The sequence below is a fragment of the Burkholderia sp. JP2-270 genome (genome assembly GCF_003233675.1).
Taxonomy (GTDB): domain Bacteria; phylum Pseudomonadota; class Gammaproteobacteria; order Burkholderiales; family Burkholderiaceae; genus Burkholderia; species Burkholderia pyrrocinia_C.
Window position 1 is genome coordinate 1,220,991 of the sequence record NZ_CP029826.1, and the last position, 19,855, is coordinate 1,240,845.

The window sequence follows — 19,855 nt, forward strand, 5'->3', positions numbered from 1 at the left end:
GTGTGTGGTCGTGGTTGAGTGAGGTTCAGGCAGATTGCAGTCGGGTGGAAATGCTGTTGGCCGTTCGCACGGTCCAGTCGGCGAGTTGTTGTTCGCGGCCCGCCGCGCGCGAGGACGGGGCCATCAGCGTGATCGATGCGCTCGCGCCCGTGCCGCGCGACATGCGCCGGAACACGGGCGCACTCACGCCCCAGACGCCGGGATCGACTTCGCTGTCGCTCACGGCGTAACCGCGCGCGCGAATGCGCTCGAGCTCCGTTTCAAGAGCGGCGCGCGCCGCGTCGTCGCCGGCGAACTGGCGCTCCAGCGCTTCGTTGCGCGTTTTCTCCGCCATGAAGGCGAGCAGCGATTTGGCGGACGCGCCCGCGCGCAACGGCACCGCGCGGCCTTTTTCGAACGAGCAACGCAGCGAGTGCGTGCTCTCGACCATCTCGAGGCAGATCACCTGATCGTTCACGGCGATGATGAGCCCGACGCTCTCCTGCGTCGCGCGCGAGAGCTCCGCCATGCCGTCGCGGCTCGCTTCGACCAGCATCGAATTGATGTCGAAGCCGAGTGCGAGCTGCAAGCTCACGGGACCGGGGGCATAGCAGCCCGCGTCCTCCGTCACGAAGCCCCAGCGCTTAAGCAGCGTGATTTGGCGATAGAGCGTGCTTTGCGCGAGGCCGGTCACGCCGAGCATGTCCTTCACGGACATGGCTTTACCGTGGCTCGCGAGCGCAGTAAGTACGAGCAGCAGGCGCTCGGCGCCGATGACGCTGGATTCCTGATTCACCTTGAGTCTTGCCCGAAGAGATGCGATTCCGATGGCGCAGAATGCCACGTCGCTCCCGCTGGACAAAAATGCGATTCCCATTCAGTGGGAATGCTGAGTTAGGGTTTACACAATCTCATACCTAAAACCATGTTCAGCCGCAGCAGTACCGCAATGCGAACGTCGCAATCGTTACGCAGGCGAGCAGACGCAACAGCGCCATCGTGTATTAGACGGCAACGCCAACGTCGCCTCGATCGCACTGCGCTAGGCACTGAAGTTAGCTCTTTTGAATTTGGACCTGCCGGCTTGAGCCACTCGCATGGCTCGTCGACTGGTCGGACGAAAGCAGCCATGGTTTCTTCCGACACATGGCCTCGTTTGACGCGTCGTTTGATCAGGGCGCGGCCACCATGACATCGCGTTCTGTGATTTTTTAGATTTCGGCCCTGCGGTTGAATCCGCATTCATTACCCGACGCCAAAATCATGATCCAGCGACCGGCGGTTCAGGGTCGATCACGGCCCTTGATGAAGTGACGGTGAGCAGGCCCATCCGGAACGACGACGGACCCATCACCGACACCGTGACCAGCATCAGGTTGCGCCGAGCGTGCCGCAGATCACCGCGCCGAGCGGACGGGCCGCGAGTCCCGCCCAGAAGCTTGCCAGCGACGCGGTCGGGTCGAGTGACGGAAAGAACAGCTTCGGAGATCGTCGCCGCGACGACACCGTACAACGCGAAGTCGAACCATTCCAGCGCCGTGCCGAAGGTGGCGCGCGCCACCGCGCTACGGACCATCAGGTGAGCCTGGGGGGGGGCGCTCGGGCACAGTTCGAGCGCCGATTGTGGACGCGATCTGCAGGCCAGCCACGCCACAGCCCCCGAAGACGATCCGATAGTGTTGCCCCTTGCTCGCCATAACGTGAAATTTCTCGATGCGCTGCGGCGGCTAGATGACGAGATGCCCATACTCGCGGCAATCAAAAGCTTTTGGTCAGGCCTACCCCCAGGGTACGGCCGCGACCGACCGAAACCAGTTGCATGCCGGAGTACAGGCTGCCGAAGGTTTCATAGCGTTTGTCGAAAAGATTGCGGCCGAACAGATAGACTTCGAGATCCTTGTTTTTCCATCCAATCTGAGCATTCACTAGACTATAGGCATCAAGGTAATAAGATTTGTCGATGTCCGCGGTGCGCTTGCCTGTGTATTGGTATTGAAGGTCGGCGGAGAGCTTGCCGGGCAAATGAATCGCCTTGGCTGAGGTTTCGTATTGCAGCCCGGCCGTCGCCGTCCATTTCGGTGTGTTCGGAACAGGATTGCCAGCGACTATATTGACCGCGGCGCCGTTGGCTCCTAGTTCGCTATGGATGTAGCCGACGCCCCCGGAGAAGCTCAAGCCTTCAGCGATGAGCGCGCGCGCCTGCAATTCGAAACCACTGGTCTTGTAGTCCTGGTATGTTGTCCGAAAGGCGCCAAGCGAAGGATCGAGATAGGACATGACACCGTTCTTGATGTCGTTGTGATAGACGCTGGCATCGATCTGAAGACGATGGCCAAGAAGATCGGCCTTGACGCCCGCTTCGTAAGTCCACCCCAAAGCGGCCGGATAGGGGTTGCCCACGATGCCATCGACCGGATAGCTAAAGAGCGGGTACACCCGTGACGCGTGACCACGAGCAACCGACACGTAGCTTTGAATGTCGTTCGTCCACTTGAAGGACAGTGCTACCCGACCTGTCGGATAGGTTTGCGACGTTGAGTTGGAGCCGGTCAGCGAAGCGAGGCCCAGGGAGTTGTCCTGCTTCATCTCGATATTGTCATGGCTTACCCGACCGCCGATCGAGAACTCCCAGCGGTTCGCAAAGGGGATCGAAACGTCCCCGAACAGTCCTAGATTGGTCGTGTCGAGATTGCTTTTCATCGCGACTGAGCCGGAATACGGAGGCGGCGCGCACTGCGTACTGCTGCACCAGCGTATGCCGTTGGTTCGCATGGCACTGGCACCGACGACCCAGCGAACCGGAGCACCCTCGAGTGAATTCAGCCGAATCTCCTGGCTGAAGATGTTCTCCTGATCCGTCGAGTGGCCCACGTTACTGGATGCGGGAAACCCGATCGCGTCATAGACAAGTTTATCCACGAGATCGAGTTCGCTTTCCAGCTTGTTGTGCTGGTAGGAACTGATGGAAGTGAGCTGGAAATTCTTGAAAAAATGCTCGACGGTCACGGTGGCGCCCGCTTGCGTTGTCTTCAAGTCCGGCTCGGTCAGGATGCCACTGGTCGGAAACTGACTGGCGCTACGCAGGATATAGAGCGGGGAGTTAGCCTGATCATGCAGATAGTTGCCCGTCACTGTGATGAGCGTGTCGTCCAGCCCCGTGAAGCGTAGTCCTCCACGGAATGCACCGATGTCGCGCTTGCCCAGCTTGTCGGTGTAAAGGCTGCGTATATCGCCATTCTCATGGCCATAACGGATCGCCATCCGTCCGTCAAGTTGTCCGGGCACGATATTGCCGCCAAGAACTGCCTCGCCCATGCGATAGCCGTGTTCGCCGACCTCGGTTGTCACGTGAACATCCCGAGTTCCGTCAGGCTGCTTCGTGACAACGTTGATGGCGCCACCCAGCGCATTGGTTCCCCATAGCGTGCCTTGGGGACCGCGCAGCACTTCGATATGGTCGACGTCGAGCAACATGTTCGACGCGCTCATCATGCTGTTCGGCACACCATCGACATTGAATGCGATCGTGCCATCGGAGTAGTTGGCAGGCGTCCCAAGTGAACTGACACCGCGAATTGAGAACCACTGGGAGCCTGTGGCGCGGCTGACCCATTGCACATTGGGCGCATGGCCGGCGATAGCCACACCTGGATCGAAGGGCGATTCCTTCAAGGTCTTCGCCTGCAGAACCGTGATGCTTTCAGGCACATCCTGAAGGCGTTCGGTCGTTTTCCGGGCGGTGACCGTGACGGGCTCAAGGACCGTGCTCTCTGCGCTCGATGCCGACGTGCCGCTATCCGGCGACTCAGTGATTGATTGCGCTTGCTTTCCTTCGGTAGCGAACACGTCTGGAGCAGCGACGGCGACGGCTGCGGCAATCGTTGCGTTGAGCAATGTATGTCGGACGGTACGGACGACACGCAAGCCACACGCCGGGAGCCCTTCGCGCATCGCATCGATCGAGCCTGAACTTCTGCCAAGGGATTGATGAAAGGGAGAGCGATGTACCGCACATTGCCCTTCAATATGAGGCGTGTTAGACATTAAACGAGACTCATTTGCATTATCGGGATCGTCAATTTACCGATTCGCCGACACACCTCCGTAGCGAGATTTGGCCAATTCCTTGTTCAATCAGGCCAAGTGGATGTCTTTCCATCGAGATGGCCGTATTGCGAAATAAATTGACTAGATTTCGCAATGTAGAAGTGTGGCCGCACGGGTAGGCTGCGCCTCATCGTTGCCTGCCATGCCTGTTCTCTGGCCGGCCGAGTACTTCGTCCTTCCCGAGGAATACCCGTGCACTCACATATCATCGGTAGATCGGCCATGCGCGGCCGTTCAAGCGCCATCTCGATCCCCTTTGCTCAAGCGGGGCGCGCATGAGCACCGCCGCTATCTCCCGTACCAAACCCATTGTCATAAGCGTTGTTGGGCTGGTCGTGGTCTTCGGCCTGCTGTATGCCTGGCGCGCTACTCGAAGCGGCGGCGCAGAACAACAGGCCATGCCGCCGATGCCTGTCTCGACGATCCGCGCAGAGCCTCGCAGTGTGGCCGACGAGTGGCAGGCCGTGGGCAGCCTGCAAGCCGTGCATGAAGTGCTGTTGGCTCCCGATACCTCGGGGCGGGTGACTGCCATCAATTTCGACGCAGGCCAGTCCGTGAAGGAAGGGGCGGTGCTAACTCAGCTCTACAATGCCCCCGAACAAGCAGATCGTGCCGCTGCCGTGGCCAAAGCCGATTTCGCCCAGTTGCAACTCAGGCGTTCGCAAGCGTTGGCGCCTACCGGCGCGGAACCGCGCGAATTGCTCGAACAACATAAGGCGGACGCCGCCCAGACTGCCGCGGCAGTCCGGCAACTGGACGCACGCATTCAGCAAAAGTCGATTCGCGCGCCGTTCTCCGGTCAGTTAGGTATCCGACGGATCAACCTGGGTCAGTATCTCAATGCCGGTGACGCGATCGCCACGCTGACCCAGCTCGATCCGCTCTATGTCAACTTCACGTTGCCGCAGCAGGACATGCCCAGGCTGACGTCGGGCGCACCGGTTCAGGTAACGGTGGATGCCGTGCCGGGGAGGGTATTCACCGCCAGGATCAGCGCCATCGAACCGCGTATCGATGGAGAAACCCGCAATGTGGCCGTTCAGGCGCTGTTGCCCAATGCCGACCGGGTGCTGAAACCCGGGATGTACGTGACGGCGCGGCTGGTATTGCCTGCCACGACCGACAATATCGTATTGCCGCTGACGGCGATCCAGACTTCGGCCTCTGGTGACAGCGTGGTGGTCGTGAAAGGGGCCGACGCGCAGGGAGTCGGCAAGGCGGTTGCCGTGCCGGTCGTCACCGGCCGCCGGCTCGGGGAGGAGGTTCTCGTATCCCAAGGCGTCAAGCCTGGCGACATCGTGGTGATGGCTGGCCAGAACCGTCTTCCGCCCGGTGCGACCGTAAAAATCAACAGCACGCCCCCTTCGGCAACGGCGACTCCTGACGCCCCGGCCGTTGTGTCCTCCAGCGCCAGCGCGCGGTAAAGGAAACCACGCCATGCGCTTTACAGACATCTTCATCCGTCGGCCCATCCTGGCACTGGTCGTCAGCCTGCTCATTCTGCTGATGGGCGCCACGTCGATTTTCCTGTTGCCGGTGCGGCAATACCCCTATCTCGAAAACGCCACCATCACGGTCAGTACCACGCTTCCGGGGGCAACCCAGGACGTGATGCAGGGTTTCGTGACCACGCCGATCGCGCAGTCCATCGCCACGGCCAGCGGTATTGAATACCTGAGTTCGACTACCACGCAAGGCAAGAGCGAGATCAAGGCGCGATTGGTGCTCAACGCCAACGCCGATCGTGCGATGACCGAAATCCTTGCCAAGGTGCAGCAGGTCAAGTACCAATTGCCGGCGGGCATCACCGATCCGGTCATCAGCAAGTCCACCGAGGGCGGTACAGCGGTGCAGTACATCGCCTTCTACAGCAAGACGCTGTCGATCCCGCAAGTGACGGATTTCGCATCGCGGGTTGCGCAACCTCTGCTCACCAGCATTCCGGGGGTGGCCTCGGCGGACGTCTATGGCGGCCAGACGCTGGCCATGCGCATCTGGATCGACCCGGTGCGGTTGGCCGCGCGCGGGCTGTCGGCCGGCGAGATATCGGCCGCGCTGCGCGCGAACAACGTGCAGGCCGCGCCGGGCCAGCTCAAGAGCGCGCTGACCGTCACCAACATCAGCGCGGCCACCGATTTGCGCAGCGTCGAGGACTTCCGCCAGATGGTTGTGAAGTCCGGTCCCGGCGGCGGCGTAGTGCGGTTGTCGGATGTTGCCACCGTGGAAATAGGCGGCCAAAACTACAATAGCCTCTCGTTCGCTACCGGCATACCCGCGATCTTCGTCGCCATCCAGCCCACGCCGGCCGGGAACCCGCTGGAGATCGTCAAGCAGGCCAACGAACTGCTGACCAGGATTCGTGCAATGGCGCCCCCGGGACTGACGGTAGCGCCGAACTACAACGTAGCGCGCTTCGTCAATGCTTCGATCGAGGAAGTAAAACACACGCTGGTGGAAGCCATCGTGATCGTGATCGCGGTGATCTTCCTGTTCCTCGGCACTTTCCGCGCGGTGATCATTCCGGTCGTCACCATTCCGTTGTCGCTGGTCGGTACCGCTGCGTTGATGCTGGTCTGCGGTTTTTCGATCAACCTGTTGACACTGCTGGCGATGGTGCTGGCGATCGGTCTGGTGGTGGACGATGCCATCGTCGTGGTGGAGAACATCCATCGACACATTGAGGAGGGGCTGACACCTGTGCGCGCGGCCCTGCTCGGCGCACGCGAAATCGTCGGGCCGGTGATCGCCATGACTATCACGTTGGCGGCGGTCTATGCGCCAATCGGCATGATGGGTGGACTGACCGGCGCGCTGTTCAAGGAGTTCGCCTTCACATTGGCCGGCTCGGTCATCGTCTCGGGAGTGGTCGCGCTGACGCTCTCGCCGGTGATGAGCTCGATGCTGCTCAGTTCCAGGCAGGGCGAGGGACGGCTGGCGAAGCGGGTCGAGCACTACATGGAAGGGCTGACGGCGTTCTATGGGCGCCTGCTGGCCCGCACGCTAGCCGCTCGTGGTGCGGTGCTGCTGGTCGGTGTGGCCGTGCTGGCCGCCATCGCGGTGTTGTTCACCGGCACCCGCCGCGAACTGGCGCCGACCGAGGATCAGGGCGCCGTCATCGTCGTCACCAAGGCCCCGCAATATGCCGGCGTGGGTTACACCGCCCGCTATGCTCAGCAAATCGAAAAGCTGTTCGAGCAGATTCCCGAGTTCGACAGCAGCTTCATGAATATCGGCGACTCCGCCGGTGGCCAGAACATGATGCTCGGTGGCGCGATCCTCAAGGACTGGTCGAAGCGCAAGCGGTCGGCCACCGAGATCCAGGGGCAGATTCAAGCCGCCGGCGGCGCCATCGACGGCGAGACGTTGACCGCCGTGCAGTTGCCCCCGCTACCGGGTTCCAGCGGCGGCCTGCCGGTGCAGATGGTGCTGCGCTCGCCCGACGACTTCAAGACGCTGTACGAGACCGGCGAGAAGATCAAGGCAGCGGCCTATGCCAGCGGTCTGTTCCTCTACGTGCAGAACGACCTGTCCTACGACAGCCCGCAGGCACACATCACGATCGACAATGCGAAGGCCAGCGAAATGGGGGTGACCATGCAGTCTGTCGCCGATACCCTTGCCGTGCTGGTCGGCGAAAACTACGTCAATCGCTTCAACTTCCACGACCGCTCCTACGACGTGATCCCGCAAGTGCGCGGCGCCGAGCGTATGACACCGGAAGACCTTGGGCGCTTCTATGTCAAAACGACCTCCGGCGCACTGGTGCCATTGTCAACCGTGACGCATGTCGAGATGCGCCCGCAAGCGAACCAGCTCACCCAGTTCGGCCAGATGAATTCGACCACGCTCGAAATGCTGCCGGCGCCGGGCGTGAGCATGGGCGAGGCCGTGAAGTTCCTGCAATCGCAGCCGCTGCCGCCCGGCACCAGTGTGGACTGGCTCAGCGACAGCCGCCAGTTCGTGCAGGAAGGCAACCGTCTGCTGGTCTCATTCTGCTTCGCGCTGGTGGTGATCTTCCTGGTGCTGGCGGCGCAATTCGAGAGCCTGCGCGATCCGCTGGTGATCCTGGTGACCGTGCCGCTGGCGGTCTGCGGCGCACTGGTGCCGCTGTGGCTGGGCTTTGCCACGCTCAATATCTACACCCAGATCGGATTGGTCACCTTGATCGGCCTGATCTCCAAGCACGGCATCCTGATGGTCACTTTCGCCAACCATATCCAGCACCATGAAAACCTGAGCCGCATCGAGGCGATCGAGAAGGCGGCGGCGGTGCGGATGCGTCCTGTCTTGATGACCACCGCGGCAATGGTTGCCGGCCTTGTGCCGCTGTTGTTCGCAGACGGCGCAGGCTCGGCCAGCCGGTTCTCCATCGGCATCGTGGTGGTGATGGGCATGATGGTCGGTACCTTCTTCACGCTGTTCGTACTCCCCACCATCTACAGTTTCATCGCCAAGGATCACCGGGTAACAGCGGAAAGTTCTCGTGCCCGCGAACTCGCTACTGCGGAGGCTCCCGATGTCGCTCTTTAAACCGGTTCCTGCGATGCCTGTTGTGTCGCGTCCGGCGATGCTCCTCTCTCCGCGCGCTGCCTTCATGGCAGTGGCCGTTGCCGTTATCACCGCAGGTTGCGCCAGCGGCCCCGATTACCACGCACCGGCCTTACCGGAAACCGCTGCAGGCCCGTTCGTCAGTCACCCGTCCAATACGGATGTTGCCGAAGCGCTGCCCGTGAACTGGTGGAAGCTGTATGACGACCCCGCGCTCGACAAGCTGGTGCAGGAAGCCTTGTCGGCCAATCCCAACCTGCGCGTGGCGATGGCCAACCTCGATCGCGCGCGGGCCATCTACACGGAAGCGCGCAGCGGGCAATTCCCTTCGACCAGTATGTCAGGAGGCGTGGGATACGGGCGCGATCAGACCACGTGGTCCGGCACCGGCCAGGCCCCCGCGCAATGGCGCTATAGCGCCGGCCTCGACGTCTCCTATGAACTCGATCTGTTCGGTCGGGTCAGGCGCGACATCGAGGCTGCTCGCGATGACACCGATGCAGTCGCCGCCGCCTACGATGCCGCCAGGGTAGTTGTTGTTGCGGAGACGACGCGGGCGTATGTGGACGCCTGCAGCTACGGTGAGTCCATCGGCGTGGCGCGCTCGTCCGTCGAACTGGCACAGCGCAGCCTGGATCTCATCGACAGCCAGGAGCACGCGGGCTCGGCGTCGCATCTGGATGTGGAACGGGCGGGTGTCACGCTGGCCCAGGCCCAGGCCGCCTTGCCGCCCTTGCAAGGCCAGCGTGAAGCCGCACTGTTCGAGCTGGCCGCGTTGACGGGGCGCACGCCCTCGCAAGTGCCGGAACCGGCGCGTGCCTGCACCAAGGCTCCCGAGATTGCCGGTGCGTTGCCGGTCGGCAATGGCACTGCGCTGCTGCGCCGTCGTCCCGACGTGCGGCAGGCCGAGCGCCAACTGGCGGCGGATACCGCCCGCATCGGCGTGGCCGTGGCGGATCTCTATCCACGTGTCACGCTGGGCACCTCGGGTAACTACCTGCGCAACGACTACCTGAAAGGCAATCGCACCTTGTCCTTCTCTTTTGGGCCACTCATCTCGTGGACGTTCCCCAACATGATGGTGGCTCGAAGTCGCATTGCGCAGGCGAAGGCACAAAGCGCGGCGTCGCTGGCCAGCTTCGACGGTGCCCTGCTGAATGCACTGAAGGAGTCGGAGCAATCGTTGAGCGCCTATGGCGCGGCGATGCAGCAGCGCGATGCGCTGGTAGAGGCGCGTGACCGTGCCGAGAATGCCTTCCGGCTGGCCGACCAGCGCTACCGCGCCGGCTCCATCAGCTACCTCGACGTGATCGTGGCACAGACCAGTCTGATCGACGCGAAAGCCCAGGTGGCCGCTGCTGACCAGCGAGTCGGTTCTGCGCGAGTCAGCGTATTCAAGGCGCTTGGCGGTGGCTGGGAACAGGCCAGTACGCAGTAATGCTGAGGGCATCGGCGCGTGGGCGATCTCACCGTCGCGCCGATGTCTGATGCCAACCATTAGCCACGCGGCTCCGCGTTGTCGCGAACAACCGGAAGTTCGGCATAGCGAAGGAATACGGATATGGACCCGCACGACGACCCGCCTCGGATCATTGACCTGATTACATCATTCGGTAGCAAGAGCCTGCCGTCTGGCAAACACACGATGAAGCACACCACAACAGCCTGTCCGGCGACCACACCGCCGATGTCGTCTCAGGAACAACGATTGGCGGCCAGCCGACTGCGACCGACGATCGCTCGCACCCGTGTCCTGTCTGTACTGGAACAGGCGGCGCCGCGCTGTCTCGATGCCAGTCAAATGTATCGCATCCTCTGCACGCAACTCGACAGCCTCAAACCGGCCTCGATCTACCGTGCGCTGAATGATTTATGGACCTCCGGCTTGCTGGTCCGTACGGAGGGCGCTCAAGGCCGCGCACTCTACGCGCTCAAGCCGGACAGGAAGAACCTTCAGAACGACACCGTGCGCTGCCGCTGTGGCGCGCGGTTGGTTTTTATTGAGGATCGGGTATTGCACGAGCATCTCCGATCACTGGCGACCAAGGAAGGCTTCGATCTCGACAACGAGCCAGCTTTTACCATCACCGTGACGTGTGCGGAATGTCGGCCGTTCCGCAGGAGAAGAGAGTAGGTGACCTTAAACCAAGGTTGCCCGATCTGACAGCGCCTCGCCGCTTTTTGCTGCCTGGCCTCCGTGCTCGGTGGACGACGGCGCGCTCCACTCAAGGTGAGAATTAATCGGGAAGCACGATGCCGCGTACGGAATCAGACTGCGCGTTTGTCGTTCGATCGGAAAGGTATCGTGCTGGCGGCTTGCCTACCGCCTTGCGGAACATGGTGATGAACCCGCTGGCATTTTCGTAGCCCAGCTCCAGCGCCACCGTTTGCACGCTTTCGCCGATGGTCAGGCGTTGAAGCGCAAGGATCACATGCAGTTGCCGGCGCCAGCGTCCGAAGCTCATGCCGATTTCGTGCAGCAGAAGCCGGCTCATGCTTCGCTCGCTCATGCCAATGCGGGTAGCCCAATCGCCCTTTGAGGTTTTGTCGGTAGGATCGGCCAACAGCATTTCCGCGAGTCGGCGCAATCGCGGATCACGCGGCATCGGCAAATGCAGGTCTTCTACCGGAGCCGCCGCCAACTCATCAAGCAACGCGGCAATCAGTCGGTCTTCCCGGCCGCCCGACGGGTATGACGCGGGGAAGCCGGCCACCTTCAGAAGCAACTCGCGCAGCAATGGCGAGACGGAGATCGTGCAGCAGGTTTTCGGAAGATCCGGTGCGGCATCAGGCTCCACAAACAGGCAATGACATTCGGTTTCACCGGATCCCCGTGCCGAGTGGGGCAAGTCTCCCGGTATCCATACCGCGCATTGCGGCGGAACGATCCAGACACCGTTTTCAATTTCGCAGTTGAGGATGCCACGGACGGAGTAAAGCAGTTGCGCCCGTCGGTGCCGATGCCTCGCATGTTCCCAGCCCTTGGCTACCGACATGGCACTCAGGGCGACAACGGGCCGGGGCAGGTTATCCACGTCCTTGGCCACGGTCGGATCGGTGATGGCAATGCTTGACATGATGCGTATCGGGCTTCGGATCCAAGATGAGGCGATGGCCTAATTGAAAAACATTATGGCCAACTTGTGCAATGACGTCCAGTCATTCCGTCGGTATCGTGTGATTGACCATGCTGGTCGTTCTGCTCGCCAGGGCTATTGCGCTTCCGGTCCGGAGGGGTATCCCATTTTCTTGACGAAGTGGGGCTGCCAGCTATTTCCCGTGATGCGCCGAAGGAGTATTGGCATGTTGATTGACGCCTCGAAGTTCCCCTTGGTCTGGATGCGACTAAACGCGCCAGGCACCGACCCCACAGTCTCGCCTTTTGCCGAGTTCGAGGGATTGCTCGCACGGAAGGAAGTTTTCGTTTTACTCAACGACGAGGGGCTTGATAAAGGCGAACACGAACATTCGCCGGAAGAAAGGAAGCAAACCTCGCTTTGGATGAAACGCCACAAGAGCGAATTGCGGACCTTCGTCAAGGCAGGGATCTACATCGAACCGAATACCGCCAAGCGACTGGCGACCAAGGCGTTCGCTTTGGTGTACGAAAAATTTTGGGGCTATCCCATGCTCACGGTTGCGACGAAAGACGAGGCGCTGGCCGTGGCGCAGAGGTTGTTGCTGGGCGAGCAAACGGATGCATGGTCGCACTAGGCCCGACTAATGAGGTCGGTCGGAATCTGGAGGCCGGCGCGTTAAGAGGCGGTACGAGCACCGAAGAAATGAGGCAGGTCAATGGCATTGAAAACGGTCGAAACCCAGCGCTCCGTCTCCGTCGGCAGCAAGATTCGCTTGCTGCGCCAGCGCCAGGGTCGCACGTTGGACGACGTCGCGACCGTCTCGCAGCTTTCCAAGCCCTTTCTTTCGCAGGTCGAGCGAGATCACGCCAGCCCGTCGATCACTTCGCTCGCGAGCATCGCGAAAGCGCTGGGCGTTTCCGCCAGCTATTTCATCGATACGCCGACCGAGGAAAGTTGCGTGCGACGCCGTAAGGATCTGCGGTACTTCGCCTTCGCCGATTCCGCCGATCTGCTCGCGCGCCTGTCGATTCGGCCGGGCGACCGCCAACTCGAAGCGATTCTCGTGCGCATGTCGCCCGGCGAGCGACCAGGCAAAGGAACCACGCACGCGTGCGAGGAATTCGTGCATGTGCTCAGCGGTGAAGTGACGATCACGCTTGAAGGCAAAACGTTCGTGCTCGGCGTGGGCGACAGCGCGCACTATGAATCGACAATTCCGCATACCTGGGCCAACAGGCGCGACGACGAAGCCGTGCTGGTCTGGGTGGGCACGCCGCGGCTGCTTTGACCGGCGCGCGGCGCGCACATGGGCGCTCGGCGACTTTTGTGGGGCCGTAGACGCTCTTTGTGCCCCCACCATCGCTTCCGGCCCACCCTCCGATCCGTACCTCGACTCCTTTCCCCGTCGAATGGCGTTTCCGGCCGGAGCGCTCCGTTACCTGCTCTTGCACTGTTGGCACGGCGACCGGCTGGAGTGGGTCGGCTGCTGCTGCCCACGTCGGGCAGCAGTCGGCCATCAAGCGACATTTGCCTCTGCCAGTGACTGGACGTTCGGGCGACCGCTTCGTACCCTTCAACGGACCTCGAAGCGCGGTTCTGTACCAAGACCATTCACAACAAAATGTGCCTCGAAGGCTGCCGTGAGATGGCGGTAGAACGAATGGCCGCAGCCGGTTTAAGCCTGTTGCGGACTGCCGGGACGGCAACCCGCTGGATTCGGCTCGGGCATATGGGGCAATTTTTTTTAAAGGCTGTTTCCGACTCGCCGAGACACGCAAATGCGCACGCTGGACTTCGACAGATTGCACGATTGACTACCGCTGCCAAACTTCATGACAGCCTGGTCGGCAGGCTGATGCGTGCCATAATCCCACACATGCCTTCCGTGTGCGCCATGCGGAAATGGCTGTCATGCTATCAGACGGAAAGGTAACGGCCATGGATCATCCGAGTACCACCGTGACGGTGCCAATCGTCACTTCCGGGCCGACGCTATGGTTTTCGGCATACGCGTTCGGGTGGGGCTATCGCGCCTTTTCACTGAGGTCCGAAGTGATTTGCGAACAACTTGGCGCTGCCGATGGGACATCGAGACAGTTGCTGCTTGCGTTTGAACTGGGCAAGCGGCGGATCTTGCATGCGGTCGAGCGGAAAGAATTGCCGCAGACAGGCGAACGGATCCCGCTCTCGGCGAAGGATCTGGCGCAACCCGGCATTCGTGAGGCGGAAATGACGACGACCACCTGATGGTCGATATCGCGTCCCCCCCACCGCGCTCAATCCACCAGCACTTTACCGGAGGCGTCCTTGATTTTCGCCTTCCATTGCTTGCGGATTTCGGACACGACCGGATCCGGAAGCGAGATGTAGTCGAGATCCGTGGCGGCCTGGTTGCCATTGCGGAAGGCCCAGTCGAAGAACTTCAGCGTTTCCTTGCCCTGTTCCGGCTTCTCCTGCTTCGCGTACAGCAGCACGAACGTCGCGCCGACGACGGGCCATGCGTCCTTGCCCGGCTCGTCCGTCAGGATCTGGTAGAACGACTTCGACCAGTTCGCGCCGGCGGCAGCGGCTTTGAACGTTTCCGTCTTCGGCTCGACCACCGTGCCCGTCGAGTTCTTCAGCGCGGTGTAGACCATGTTGTTCTTCTTCGCATACGCCCACTCGACGTAGCCGATCGCGCCCGGCAGGCGCTGCACGAAGGCTGCGACGCCGTCGTTGCCCTTGCCGCCGGTGCCCGTCGGCCAGTTGACCGTCGTGCCTTCGCCGACCTTCGACTTCCACTCGCCGTTGACCTTCGACAGGTAGTTCGTCCAGATAAAGCTCGTGCCCGAGCCATCCGCGCGGCGAACCACGGCGATGTCCGCATCCGGCAGCTTGACCTTCGGGTTCAGTGCGGCGATCGCCGGGTCGTTCCACTTCTTGATCTTGCCGAGATAGATGTCGCCGAGCACCGGGCCCGACAGCGTCAGCTCGCCTGACTTCACGCCCGGCACATTGACGACCGGCACCACGCCGCCGATCACCGTCGGGAACTGGAACAGGCCTGCCTTCGCGAGCTCGTCATCCTTCAGCGGCGCGTCCGAACCGGCAAAATCGATCGTCTTCGCGTTGATCTGCTTCAGGCCACCCGACGAACCGATGCCTTGATAGTTGACCTTGCCGCCGCCCGCCTTCTTGTACGCATCGGCCCATTTTGTGTAAATCGGTGTGGCAAACGTACTCCCTGCACCGGTGATATCGGCAGCTCGAGCGGAGAGGGCAACAAGCGCGAGGGCGCAGGGAACCAGGATCCGGATGTTCATGTATCACCTCGTGTCTACGGTCGGCATGCTGGCCCACACGCTGGTTCCGATCTAGAAGTCCGATTTGTCGAGCTGGATGTGGCGGCCGTCGTTCGGCAATGCGTGTCGGTTGACCGCGACAGTGATCTTCTCGCGATTGCTTTCAAATGCGGTGAGCAACTGCTCGGGTGTCGCCGTGTGTGCGCCGAGCTTGTCTCGAACGATGTCAGCCGGGAGCTTGATCGCAACGTACCCCCAACCGGTGCCATAGGCAGAGAACGACAGGCTCAGATCGTCGCAGACGATCGGGCATGTCAGACGAGTGGCGAAGTCTGTCATGGCGTGCGGTGAGTGGTCTCGCATCGGAGGGTGATAGGAGTATTGCATCTGGATGTGAAAACTCAAGGAGCGTGCAAGTGCCGGAAACGCTCAGTTCCCGTCACTTGCCGCGATGGAGGCCAACGCTCGATCGCCGTCGCGTTGGGCAGTGTCTTCAACGGAAAAGATGTGCTCGCTGAATGCGATCAGTTTGAAGCCGCTTCCCGTGGAGCGAGGAACCGTGATGCCCCAATGCCAGCCCCCATCTTGTTCGAATACGTGGAGGGCGGGGGATGTCTGGCTCGGTGCTGGCGAAGAAGTCGTCATGGCGTGTTCTCCCGTCATGGGGCGCCTGCGGGGTTGCGACATCGAAGGCGCGAACTCAGTCTACGGGCATTCTTGTTGCACCGCAATATTCCGGATGCTGTAAAAATTCCGACATGTCAGGCGTCACAATTTTGAAACGGCAATATGCAGAGCGAGAGCTTGCTGGCATATTGATGTGACGATTGTGATTCTTCGGAGGCTTTATGGACGGCGGTTCGCTTGTTTGGGCCGGAGTGCCGCACAACAGCGATGGTGTGGTCTTTCAGGTTCGTGTTGGGCGCGGACTTCAGCGTTTTCATATCGCGCGGACGGTTCTTGAAAAGGTGCTCGATCTTGAGCGATTGGCGTCCGATGCGCGACAGCTTGAATGCTTTTATGAGCAACTGAGCCCGATTCTGAGCGTCGCCCGGAAAGCGCGCTCGAAGGCCAAGGCGGATACTGTCTCGCTGCACGTTGCCGATTTCCTGCGAACGAGCAAGGCGCGCGCCGGGCAGGATTCTGTGGCGATAACGCGGTGAGCGCCACAGAGAGGTTGATAAGCGTCAAGCCTTGGAGGCTACCCTCGTCGCACACTATCCTATGACTGCGTTCACTCGGAATTTGCGAAGGTGCTGCGATGGATCTCCCGTCTTCAAGCGCAACAACGCCGGCGTCCGAGAAAGGGCCCAGTTACCGGGCGGCCGGTGCCAGCCAAAGCCTCGAAATTTCGGGGGCCACCGTCGCAGAGGCGTTCGTGCTGTCAGCGTCATCTACCGTTCGCGAAGCAGTGCGATGGGCTGCTCAACTCGATCCACAAGAAGATCCGGAGGTGTTTCATAAGTTGCGGGTTGCCCTGCGGCGCATGCGGTCGCTTTGGTGGGCATATGGTCCGTTGCTTGATAAAGGGGATGCTGCGAACTGGCGTGCCCAATTTAAAACGCTCGCCAACATTGCAGGCAAAACGCGAGACTGGGACATTTTGCAGGGGCTGCTCACCCAATACGAAGCGGCCAAGCATCCTCGCGTATCGTTGCTGATGTTCGTAGCCAGTTGTCGCAGCGACGCGGCGTTATTCAGTTGCAAGGCGATACGAGAGGCCGATGTTAAGCACGTACTTAACCGTGCTGTCGAAAGCGCTCGGCATCAACTGACCACCTCTGCCGAGACGCCTGCATTCGAAAAGTTCATCAGGAGCCGCGTGCTTGTGGCGGAACGCGCCCTGGAAAAGCGGCTCAGGCGTGCAACATCGCACGGCGAGTCGAGCTATGCGGCGCTCCACGAAGTCCGAATTGCGGGAAAGAGATTGCGGTATCTGCTCGAGTTTTTCTCACCAGTTCTTGATATTGGCCACCGCGAGACGATCAAACGATTAAAGGCTGCCCAAGACGAGCTGGGCGAGCTGAACGACGTCGTGGCGAGCGAGGCGCTGCTTCAAGAGTATGGGCCTCAATTTGGCCAGCGCGAAATGGTGGATGCGGCTGTCAGCTATCTTCACGATCAAAAAAAACGACGTGTGCACCGCGCGTACGAAACGCTACGCCATTCTCGATAGCTCGAAAATTACTCAACCAGACGAATCTGCCGCTATCAAGATGAAGCCGTTGCGATATCAGGCGTGATTGATAGCGCGAGATATTCGCAGGACGCCTGTCTGGCTGACGCAACCAAGCGAGCGGCGGTTGCTGCTTGGAAGCGGTCGTTGCGGTAGAAGGAGCCCGAACGGCTGTTGAGGGTCGCAAAGAGCCCTTCGCGCGGCTCCACAACGGCCACTCGATGTCGCGGGTGGCTGCTTGCAGACGTCGCCGAACGGCGTGATAACGAGATAAGCCTTCTTTTATCACTACAGCACGATATAGAGTCGCAAAACTAGGAATTTGGACAACGTGCGACCGTAAGTTTCCTCGTTGCGACAGGGCGACGAGCAGTTGACAAGGTCTTCGCGAAGCCCGCACAGTGTCAACTTTATTGCGCCGCGCGCAACCTCATGAATTCATGAGGGTTTCGCATTCACCGGTCGACGACGACCGGCGAAGTGACATCTTTACTTCGCAAACGGTGACGACTTTATTTTGGTCTACGGTTGCCGCGCCGTATGCCCGAGCAGCGATCTTTATGACCGCAGCAGATAAACGTATCCGAATCGCTTCGTTGACGCAGTCCGGCACGCACTCGTAGATTCGCGTTTTGACCGAATCAGGGGCCGTGCCGTGACGACTACCGCCATCCGCGACGCTGCAACGCTTTCCGCCGGACATCCGCCCGCATCTTGGCCGGGCGGTGCCGCGCAACGCTTCGACATCGTTCCGTTCGACGCGCCGCTCGGCGCCGAAGTGGTCGGCCTCGACCTGTCGCGGCCGCTGGACGCCGAAGGTTTCGCGCGCATCCATCGCGCGCATCTCGACCATCACGTGCTGGTGTTTCGCGACCAGCGCATCACGCCGGACGAGCACATCGCATTCAGCCGCCGCTTCGGCCCGCTGCAGATCCACGTGCTGCACCAGTTCGCGCTCGCCGGCCACCCGGAGGTGCTGATCGTGTCGAACATCGTCGAGCACGGCAAGCCGATCGGGCTCGGCGACGCAGGCCATTTCTGGCACTCCGACCTGTCGTACAAGGAGAAGCCGAGCCTCGGTTCGCTGCTGCACGCGCAGGAATTGCCGGCGGAGGGCGGCGACACGCTGTTCGCGAACATGCATCTCGCGTGGGACACGCTGCCGGCCCACCTGCGCCGCGCGGTCGAAGGGCGGCGCGCAGAGCATACGTATCTCGCGCGCTATGCGGAACTGCAGGCGCGCAGCCGGTGGCGGCCGAACCTGTCGCCCGAGCAGATCGCGCAGGTCGACGCGGTCGTCCATCCGGTCGTGCGCACGCATCCGGAAACGGGCCGCAACGCGCTGTTCGTCAGCGAGCATTTCACGACGCGCATCGTCGGCCTGCCCGACGACGAAAGCCGCGCGCTGCTCGACGAACTGTTCGCGCACAGCGTGCGCGCCGAACACCTGTACCGGCACCGGTGGCGCGAACACGATCTCGTGTTCTGGGACAACCGTTCGCTGATGCATCTCGCCGCCGGCACGCCCGACCATCTGCGCCGCAAGCTGTACCGCACGACGATCGAAGGCGACGCGCCTTTCTGAGCCGCGTGCCGCATCATTCTTCCGCCCCATCCTGACCGGAGTTCCGATGTCGTTTTCGTTTTTGCCGGCGCGCCGCGCGCTGGCGGCCATGCTCACCGCCGCGCTCGCGTTTGCGGGCATGCTCGCACCGCAAGCCGCGCATGCGGAAGGCCGCATCCGCATCGCCGAGCAGTTCGGCGTCGTCTACCTGATGCTGAACGTCGCGCGCGACCAGCAACTGATCGAAAAGGAAGGGCGCAAGGCCGGCATCGACATCAAGGTCGACTGGGTGCGGCTGTCGGGCGGCGCGGCCGTGAACGACGCGCTGCTGTCCGGCGCGGTCGATATCGCGGGCGCGGGCGTCGGGCCGCTGCTGACCGTGTGGGACCGCACGCGCGGCCGGCAGAACGTGAAGGGCGTCGCATCGCTCGGCAATTTCCCGTATTACCTCGTCAGCAGCAACCCGAACGTGAAGACGATCGCCGACCTCGGCGCGAAGGACCGCATCGCGGTGCCAGCGGTCGGCGTATCGGTGCAGTCGCGCGTGCTGCAGTACGCAGCCGCGAAGCAGTGGGGCGACAAGCAGTTCGACAAGCTCGACGCGCTCACGCAGGCGATTCCGCACCCCGACGCAACAGCCGCGATCCTCGCGAACAGCAGCATGATCACCGGCCACTTCGGCAATCCGCCGTTCCAGGAGCAGGAGCTTGCCGGCAACCCGAATGCGCATATCGTGCTGAACTCCTATGACGTGCTCGGCGGCCCGAGCTCGGCGACCGTGCTGTACGCCACCGAGAAATTCCGGGACGACAACCCGAAGACCTACCGCGCGTTCGTCGCCGCGCTGGCCGACGCCGCGCGGCAGATCGCGGCCGACCCCGAGCGCGCGGCCGATACCTATATCCGGGTGAACGCATCGAAGATCGATCGCGCGCTGCTGCTGAAGATCCTGCGCAATCCGCAGGTGCAGTTCAAGACCGCGCCGCAGAACACGCTGCCGCTCGCGCAGTTCATGCACCGCACCGGCGCGATACGCAACGAGCCGAAGTCGTGGCGCGACTACTTCTTCGACGATCCGGCGACCGCCGGCGGCAGTTGAGCGGTGCCGCCGCTTCGACGC

The 19,855-nt window shown here is 61.5% G+C and carries 17 protein-coding genes and 1 pseudogene; 11 read left to right on the plus strand and 7 right to left on the minus strand.

The genetic code is table 11. The annotated features are described in order from the left end of the window. Positions 1-25: 25 nt before the first annotated feature. The 3 genes and pseudogenes from DM992_RS38300 to DM992_RS38310 form a co-directional block, all read right to left on the minus strand. Positions 26-775: an IclR family transcriptional regulator gene (locus DM992_RS38300; protein WP_111021425.1), complete on the minus strand. Its 750-nt coding sequence runs from the start codon at positions 773-775 to the stop codon at positions 26-28. Between the two features lie 522 nt (positions 776-1,297). Then, a pseudogene (locus tag DM992_RS38305) lies at positions 1,298-1,555 on the minus strand (MFS transporter); the annotation flags it as partial. Between the two features lie 182 nt (positions 1,556-1,737). Then, positions 1,738-4,023: a TonB-dependent receptor gene (locus DM992_RS38310; RefSeq protein ID WP_111021426.1), complete on the minus strand. Its 2,286-nt coding sequence runs from the start codon at positions 4,021-4,023 to the stop codon at positions 1,738-1,740. Between the two features lie 338 nt (positions 4,024-4,361). Between DM992_RS38310 and DM992_RS38315 the strand changes: the two genes are divergently transcribed. From DM992_RS38315 to DM992_RS38330, 4 genes are all read left to right on the plus strand, one after another. Further along, positions 4,362-5,510 (plus strand): efflux RND transporter periplasmic adaptor subunit, encoded by a 1,149-nt coding sequence (locus DM992_RS38315; RefSeq protein ID WP_111021427.1) that lies wholly within the window; start codon positions 4,362-4,364, stop codon positions 5,508-5,510. A gap of 13 nt (positions 5,511-5,523) precedes the next feature. Beyond that, on the plus strand, positions 5,524-8,616 hold the full coding sequence (locus DM992_RS38320; RefSeq protein ID WP_059813069.1) for an efflux RND transporter permease subunit: 3,093 nt from the start codon (positions 5,524-5,526) through the stop codon (positions 8,614-8,616). Next, positions 8,603-10,072, plus strand: coding sequence for an efflux transporter outer membrane subunit (locus DM992_RS38325; RefSeq protein WP_239511492.1), 1,470 nt, complete (start codon positions 8,603-8,605; stop codon positions 10,070-10,072). Before DM992_RS38320 ends, DM992_RS38325 begins: the two co-directional genes overlap by 14 nt. A 123-nt stretch (positions 10,073-10,195) precedes the next feature. After that, positions 10,196-10,768 (plus strand): transcriptional repressor, encoded by a 573-nt coding sequence (locus tag DM992_RS38330; protein WP_111021428.1) that lies wholly within the window; start codon positions 10,196-10,198, stop codon positions 10,766-10,768. 103 nt (positions 10,769-10,871) lie between these two features. Here the strand turns inward: DM992_RS38330 and DM992_RS38335 are convergent, their stop codons facing one another. Further along, the gene (locus DM992_RS38335; protein WP_111021429.1) at positions 10,872-11,711 is read right to left on the minus strand and encodes a helix-turn-helix transcriptional regulator; all 840 of its coding nucleotides are present in this window, start codon (positions 11,709-11,711) and stop codon (positions 10,872-10,874) included. 226 nt (positions 11,712-11,937) lie between these two features. Here DM992_RS38335 and DM992_RS38340 point away from each other — a divergent pair, with 226 nt between their 5' ends. The 3 genes from DM992_RS38340 to DM992_RS38350 all read left to right on the plus strand — a co-directional run bounded on the left by DM992_RS38340 (position 11,938) and on the right by DM992_RS38350 (position 13,961). After that, on the plus strand, positions 11,938-12,348 hold the full coding sequence (locus DM992_RS38340; protein WP_111021430.1) for a hypothetical protein: 411 nt from the start codon (positions 11,938-11,940) through the stop codon (positions 12,346-12,348). Between the two features lie 81 nt (positions 12,349-12,429). Continuing rightward, on the plus strand, positions 12,430-13,002 hold the full coding sequence (locus DM992_RS38345) for a cupin domain-containing protein (protein ID WP_111021431.1): 573 nt from the start codon (positions 12,430-12,432) through the stop codon (positions 13,000-13,002). A 650-nt stretch (positions 13,003-13,652) separates the two neighbouring features. Continuing rightward, positions 13,653-13,961: a hypothetical protein gene (locus DM992_RS38350; protein ID WP_111021654.1), complete on the plus strand. Its 309-nt coding sequence runs from the start codon at positions 13,653-13,655 to the stop codon at positions 13,959-13,961. A gap of 29 nt (positions 13,962-13,990) precedes the next feature. Here DM992_RS38350 and pstS read toward each other — a convergent pair whose 3' ends face one another. The 3 genes from pstS to DM992_RS38365 all read right to left on the minus strand — a co-directional run bounded on the left by pstS (position 13,991) and on the right by DM992_RS38365 (position 15,640). Next, complete coding sequence (gene pstS / locus DM992_RS38355; protein ID WP_111021432.1) at positions 13,991-15,016, minus strand: phosphate ABC transporter substrate-binding protein PstS; 1,026 nt, start codon at positions 15,014-15,016, stop codon at positions 13,991-13,993. A 51-nt stretch (positions 15,017-15,067) separates the two neighbouring features. Next, positions 15,068-15,334 (minus strand): hypothetical protein, encoded by a 267-nt coding sequence (locus tag DM992_RS38360; protein ID WP_162631845.1) that lies wholly within the window; start codon positions 15,332-15,334, stop codon positions 15,068-15,070. 90 nt (positions 15,335-15,424) lie between these two features. Beyond that, positions 15,425-15,640, minus strand: coding sequence for a hypothetical protein (locus tag DM992_RS38365; protein WP_111021655.1), 216 nt, complete (start codon positions 15,638-15,640; stop codon positions 15,425-15,427). A 203-nt stretch (positions 15,641-15,843) separates the two neighbouring features. On the opposite strand from DM992_RS38365, the gene DM992_RS38370 reads away from it, so the two are divergent. From DM992_RS38370 to DM992_RS38385, 4 genes are all read left to right on the plus strand, one after another. Continuing rightward, positions 15,844-16,158 carry a hypothetical protein gene (locus tag DM992_RS38370; RefSeq protein WP_111021434.1) on the plus strand — a complete coding sequence of 105 codons (315 nt, stop codon included), beginning with the start codon at positions 15,844-15,846 and terminating at the stop codon, positions 16,156-16,158. Positions 16,159-16,256: 98 nt separating this feature from the next. Further along, a complete protein-coding gene (locus DM992_RS38375; protein ID WP_111021435.1) occupies positions 16,257-17,171 on the plus strand; it encodes a CHAD domain-containing protein in 915 nt (304 codons plus the stop codon). 655 nt (positions 17,172-17,826) lie between these two features. Then, positions 17,827-18,756 carry a TauD/TfdA family dioxygenase gene (locus DM992_RS38380; RefSeq protein WP_111021436.1) on the plus strand — a complete coding sequence of 310 codons (930 nt, stop codon included), beginning with the start codon at positions 17,827-17,829 and terminating at the stop codon, positions 18,754-18,756. 46 nt (positions 18,757-18,802) lie between these two features. Continuing rightward, a complete protein-coding gene (locus DM992_RS38385; RefSeq protein ID WP_111021437.1) occupies positions 18,803-19,834 on the plus strand; it encodes an ABC transporter substrate-binding protein in 1,032 nt (343 codons plus the stop codon). The last annotated feature ends 21 nt before the right edge of the window (positions 19,835-19,855 follow it).

Bases quoted from the DNA above. Each gene is read 5' to 3' on its own strand.
- DM992_RS38310 (WP_111021426.1), bottom strand. From the start codon at position 4,023: ATGTCTAACACGCCTCATATTGAAGGGCAATGTGCGGTACATCGCTCT.
- DM992_RS38315 (WP_111021427.1), top strand. From the start codon at position 4,362: ATGAGCACCGCCGCTATCTCCCGTACCAAACCCATTGTCATAAGCGTT.
- DM992_RS38320 (WP_059813069.1), top strand. From the start codon at position 5,524: ATGCGCTTTACAGACATCTTCATCCGTCGGCCCATCCTGGCACTGGTC.
- DM992_RS38325 (WP_239511492.1), top strand. From the start codon at position 8,603: ATGTCGCTCTTTAAACCGGTTCCTGCGATGCCTGTTGTGTCGCGTCCG.
- DM992_RS38330 (WP_111021428.1), top strand. From the start codon at position 10,196: ATGGACCCGCACGACGACCCGCCTCGGATCATTGACCTGATTACATCA.
- DM992_RS38335 (WP_111021429.1), bottom strand. From the start codon at position 11,711: ATGTCAAGCATTGCCATCACCGATCCGACCGTGGCCAAGGACGTGGAT.
- DM992_RS38340 (WP_111021430.1), top strand. From the start codon at position 11,938: ATGTTGATTGACGCCTCGAAGTTCCCCTTGGTCTGGATGCGACTAAAC.
- DM992_RS38345 (WP_111021431.1), top strand. From the start codon at position 12,430: ATGGCATTGAAAACGGTCGAAACCCAGCGCTCCGTCTCCGTCGGCAGC.
- DM992_RS38350 (WP_111021654.1), top strand. From the start codon at position 13,653: ATGGATCATCCGAGTACCACCGTGACGGTGCCAATCGTCACTTCCGGG.
- pstS (WP_111021432.1), bottom strand. From the start codon at position 15,016: ATGAACATCCGGATCCTGGTTCCCTGCGCCCTCGCGCTTGTTGCCCTC.
- DM992_RS38360 (WP_162631845.1), bottom strand. From the start codon at position 15,334: ATGACAGACTTCGCCACTCGTCTGACATGCCCGATCGTCTGCGACGAT.
- DM992_RS38365 (WP_111021655.1), bottom strand. From the start codon at position 15,640: ATGACGACTTCTTCGCCAGCACCGAGCCAGACATCCCCCGCCCTCCAC.
- DM992_RS38370 (WP_111021434.1), top strand. From the start codon at position 15,844: ATGGACGGCGGTTCGCTTGTTTGGGCCGGAGTGCCGCACAACAGCGAT.
- DM992_RS38375 (WP_111021435.1), top strand. From the start codon at position 16,257: ATGGATCTCCCGTCTTCAAGCGCAACAACGCCGGCGTCCGAGAAAGGG.
- DM992_RS38385 (WP_111021437.1), top strand. From the start codon at position 18,803: ATGTCGTTTTCGTTTTTGCCGGCGCGCCGCGCGCTGGCGGCCATGCTC.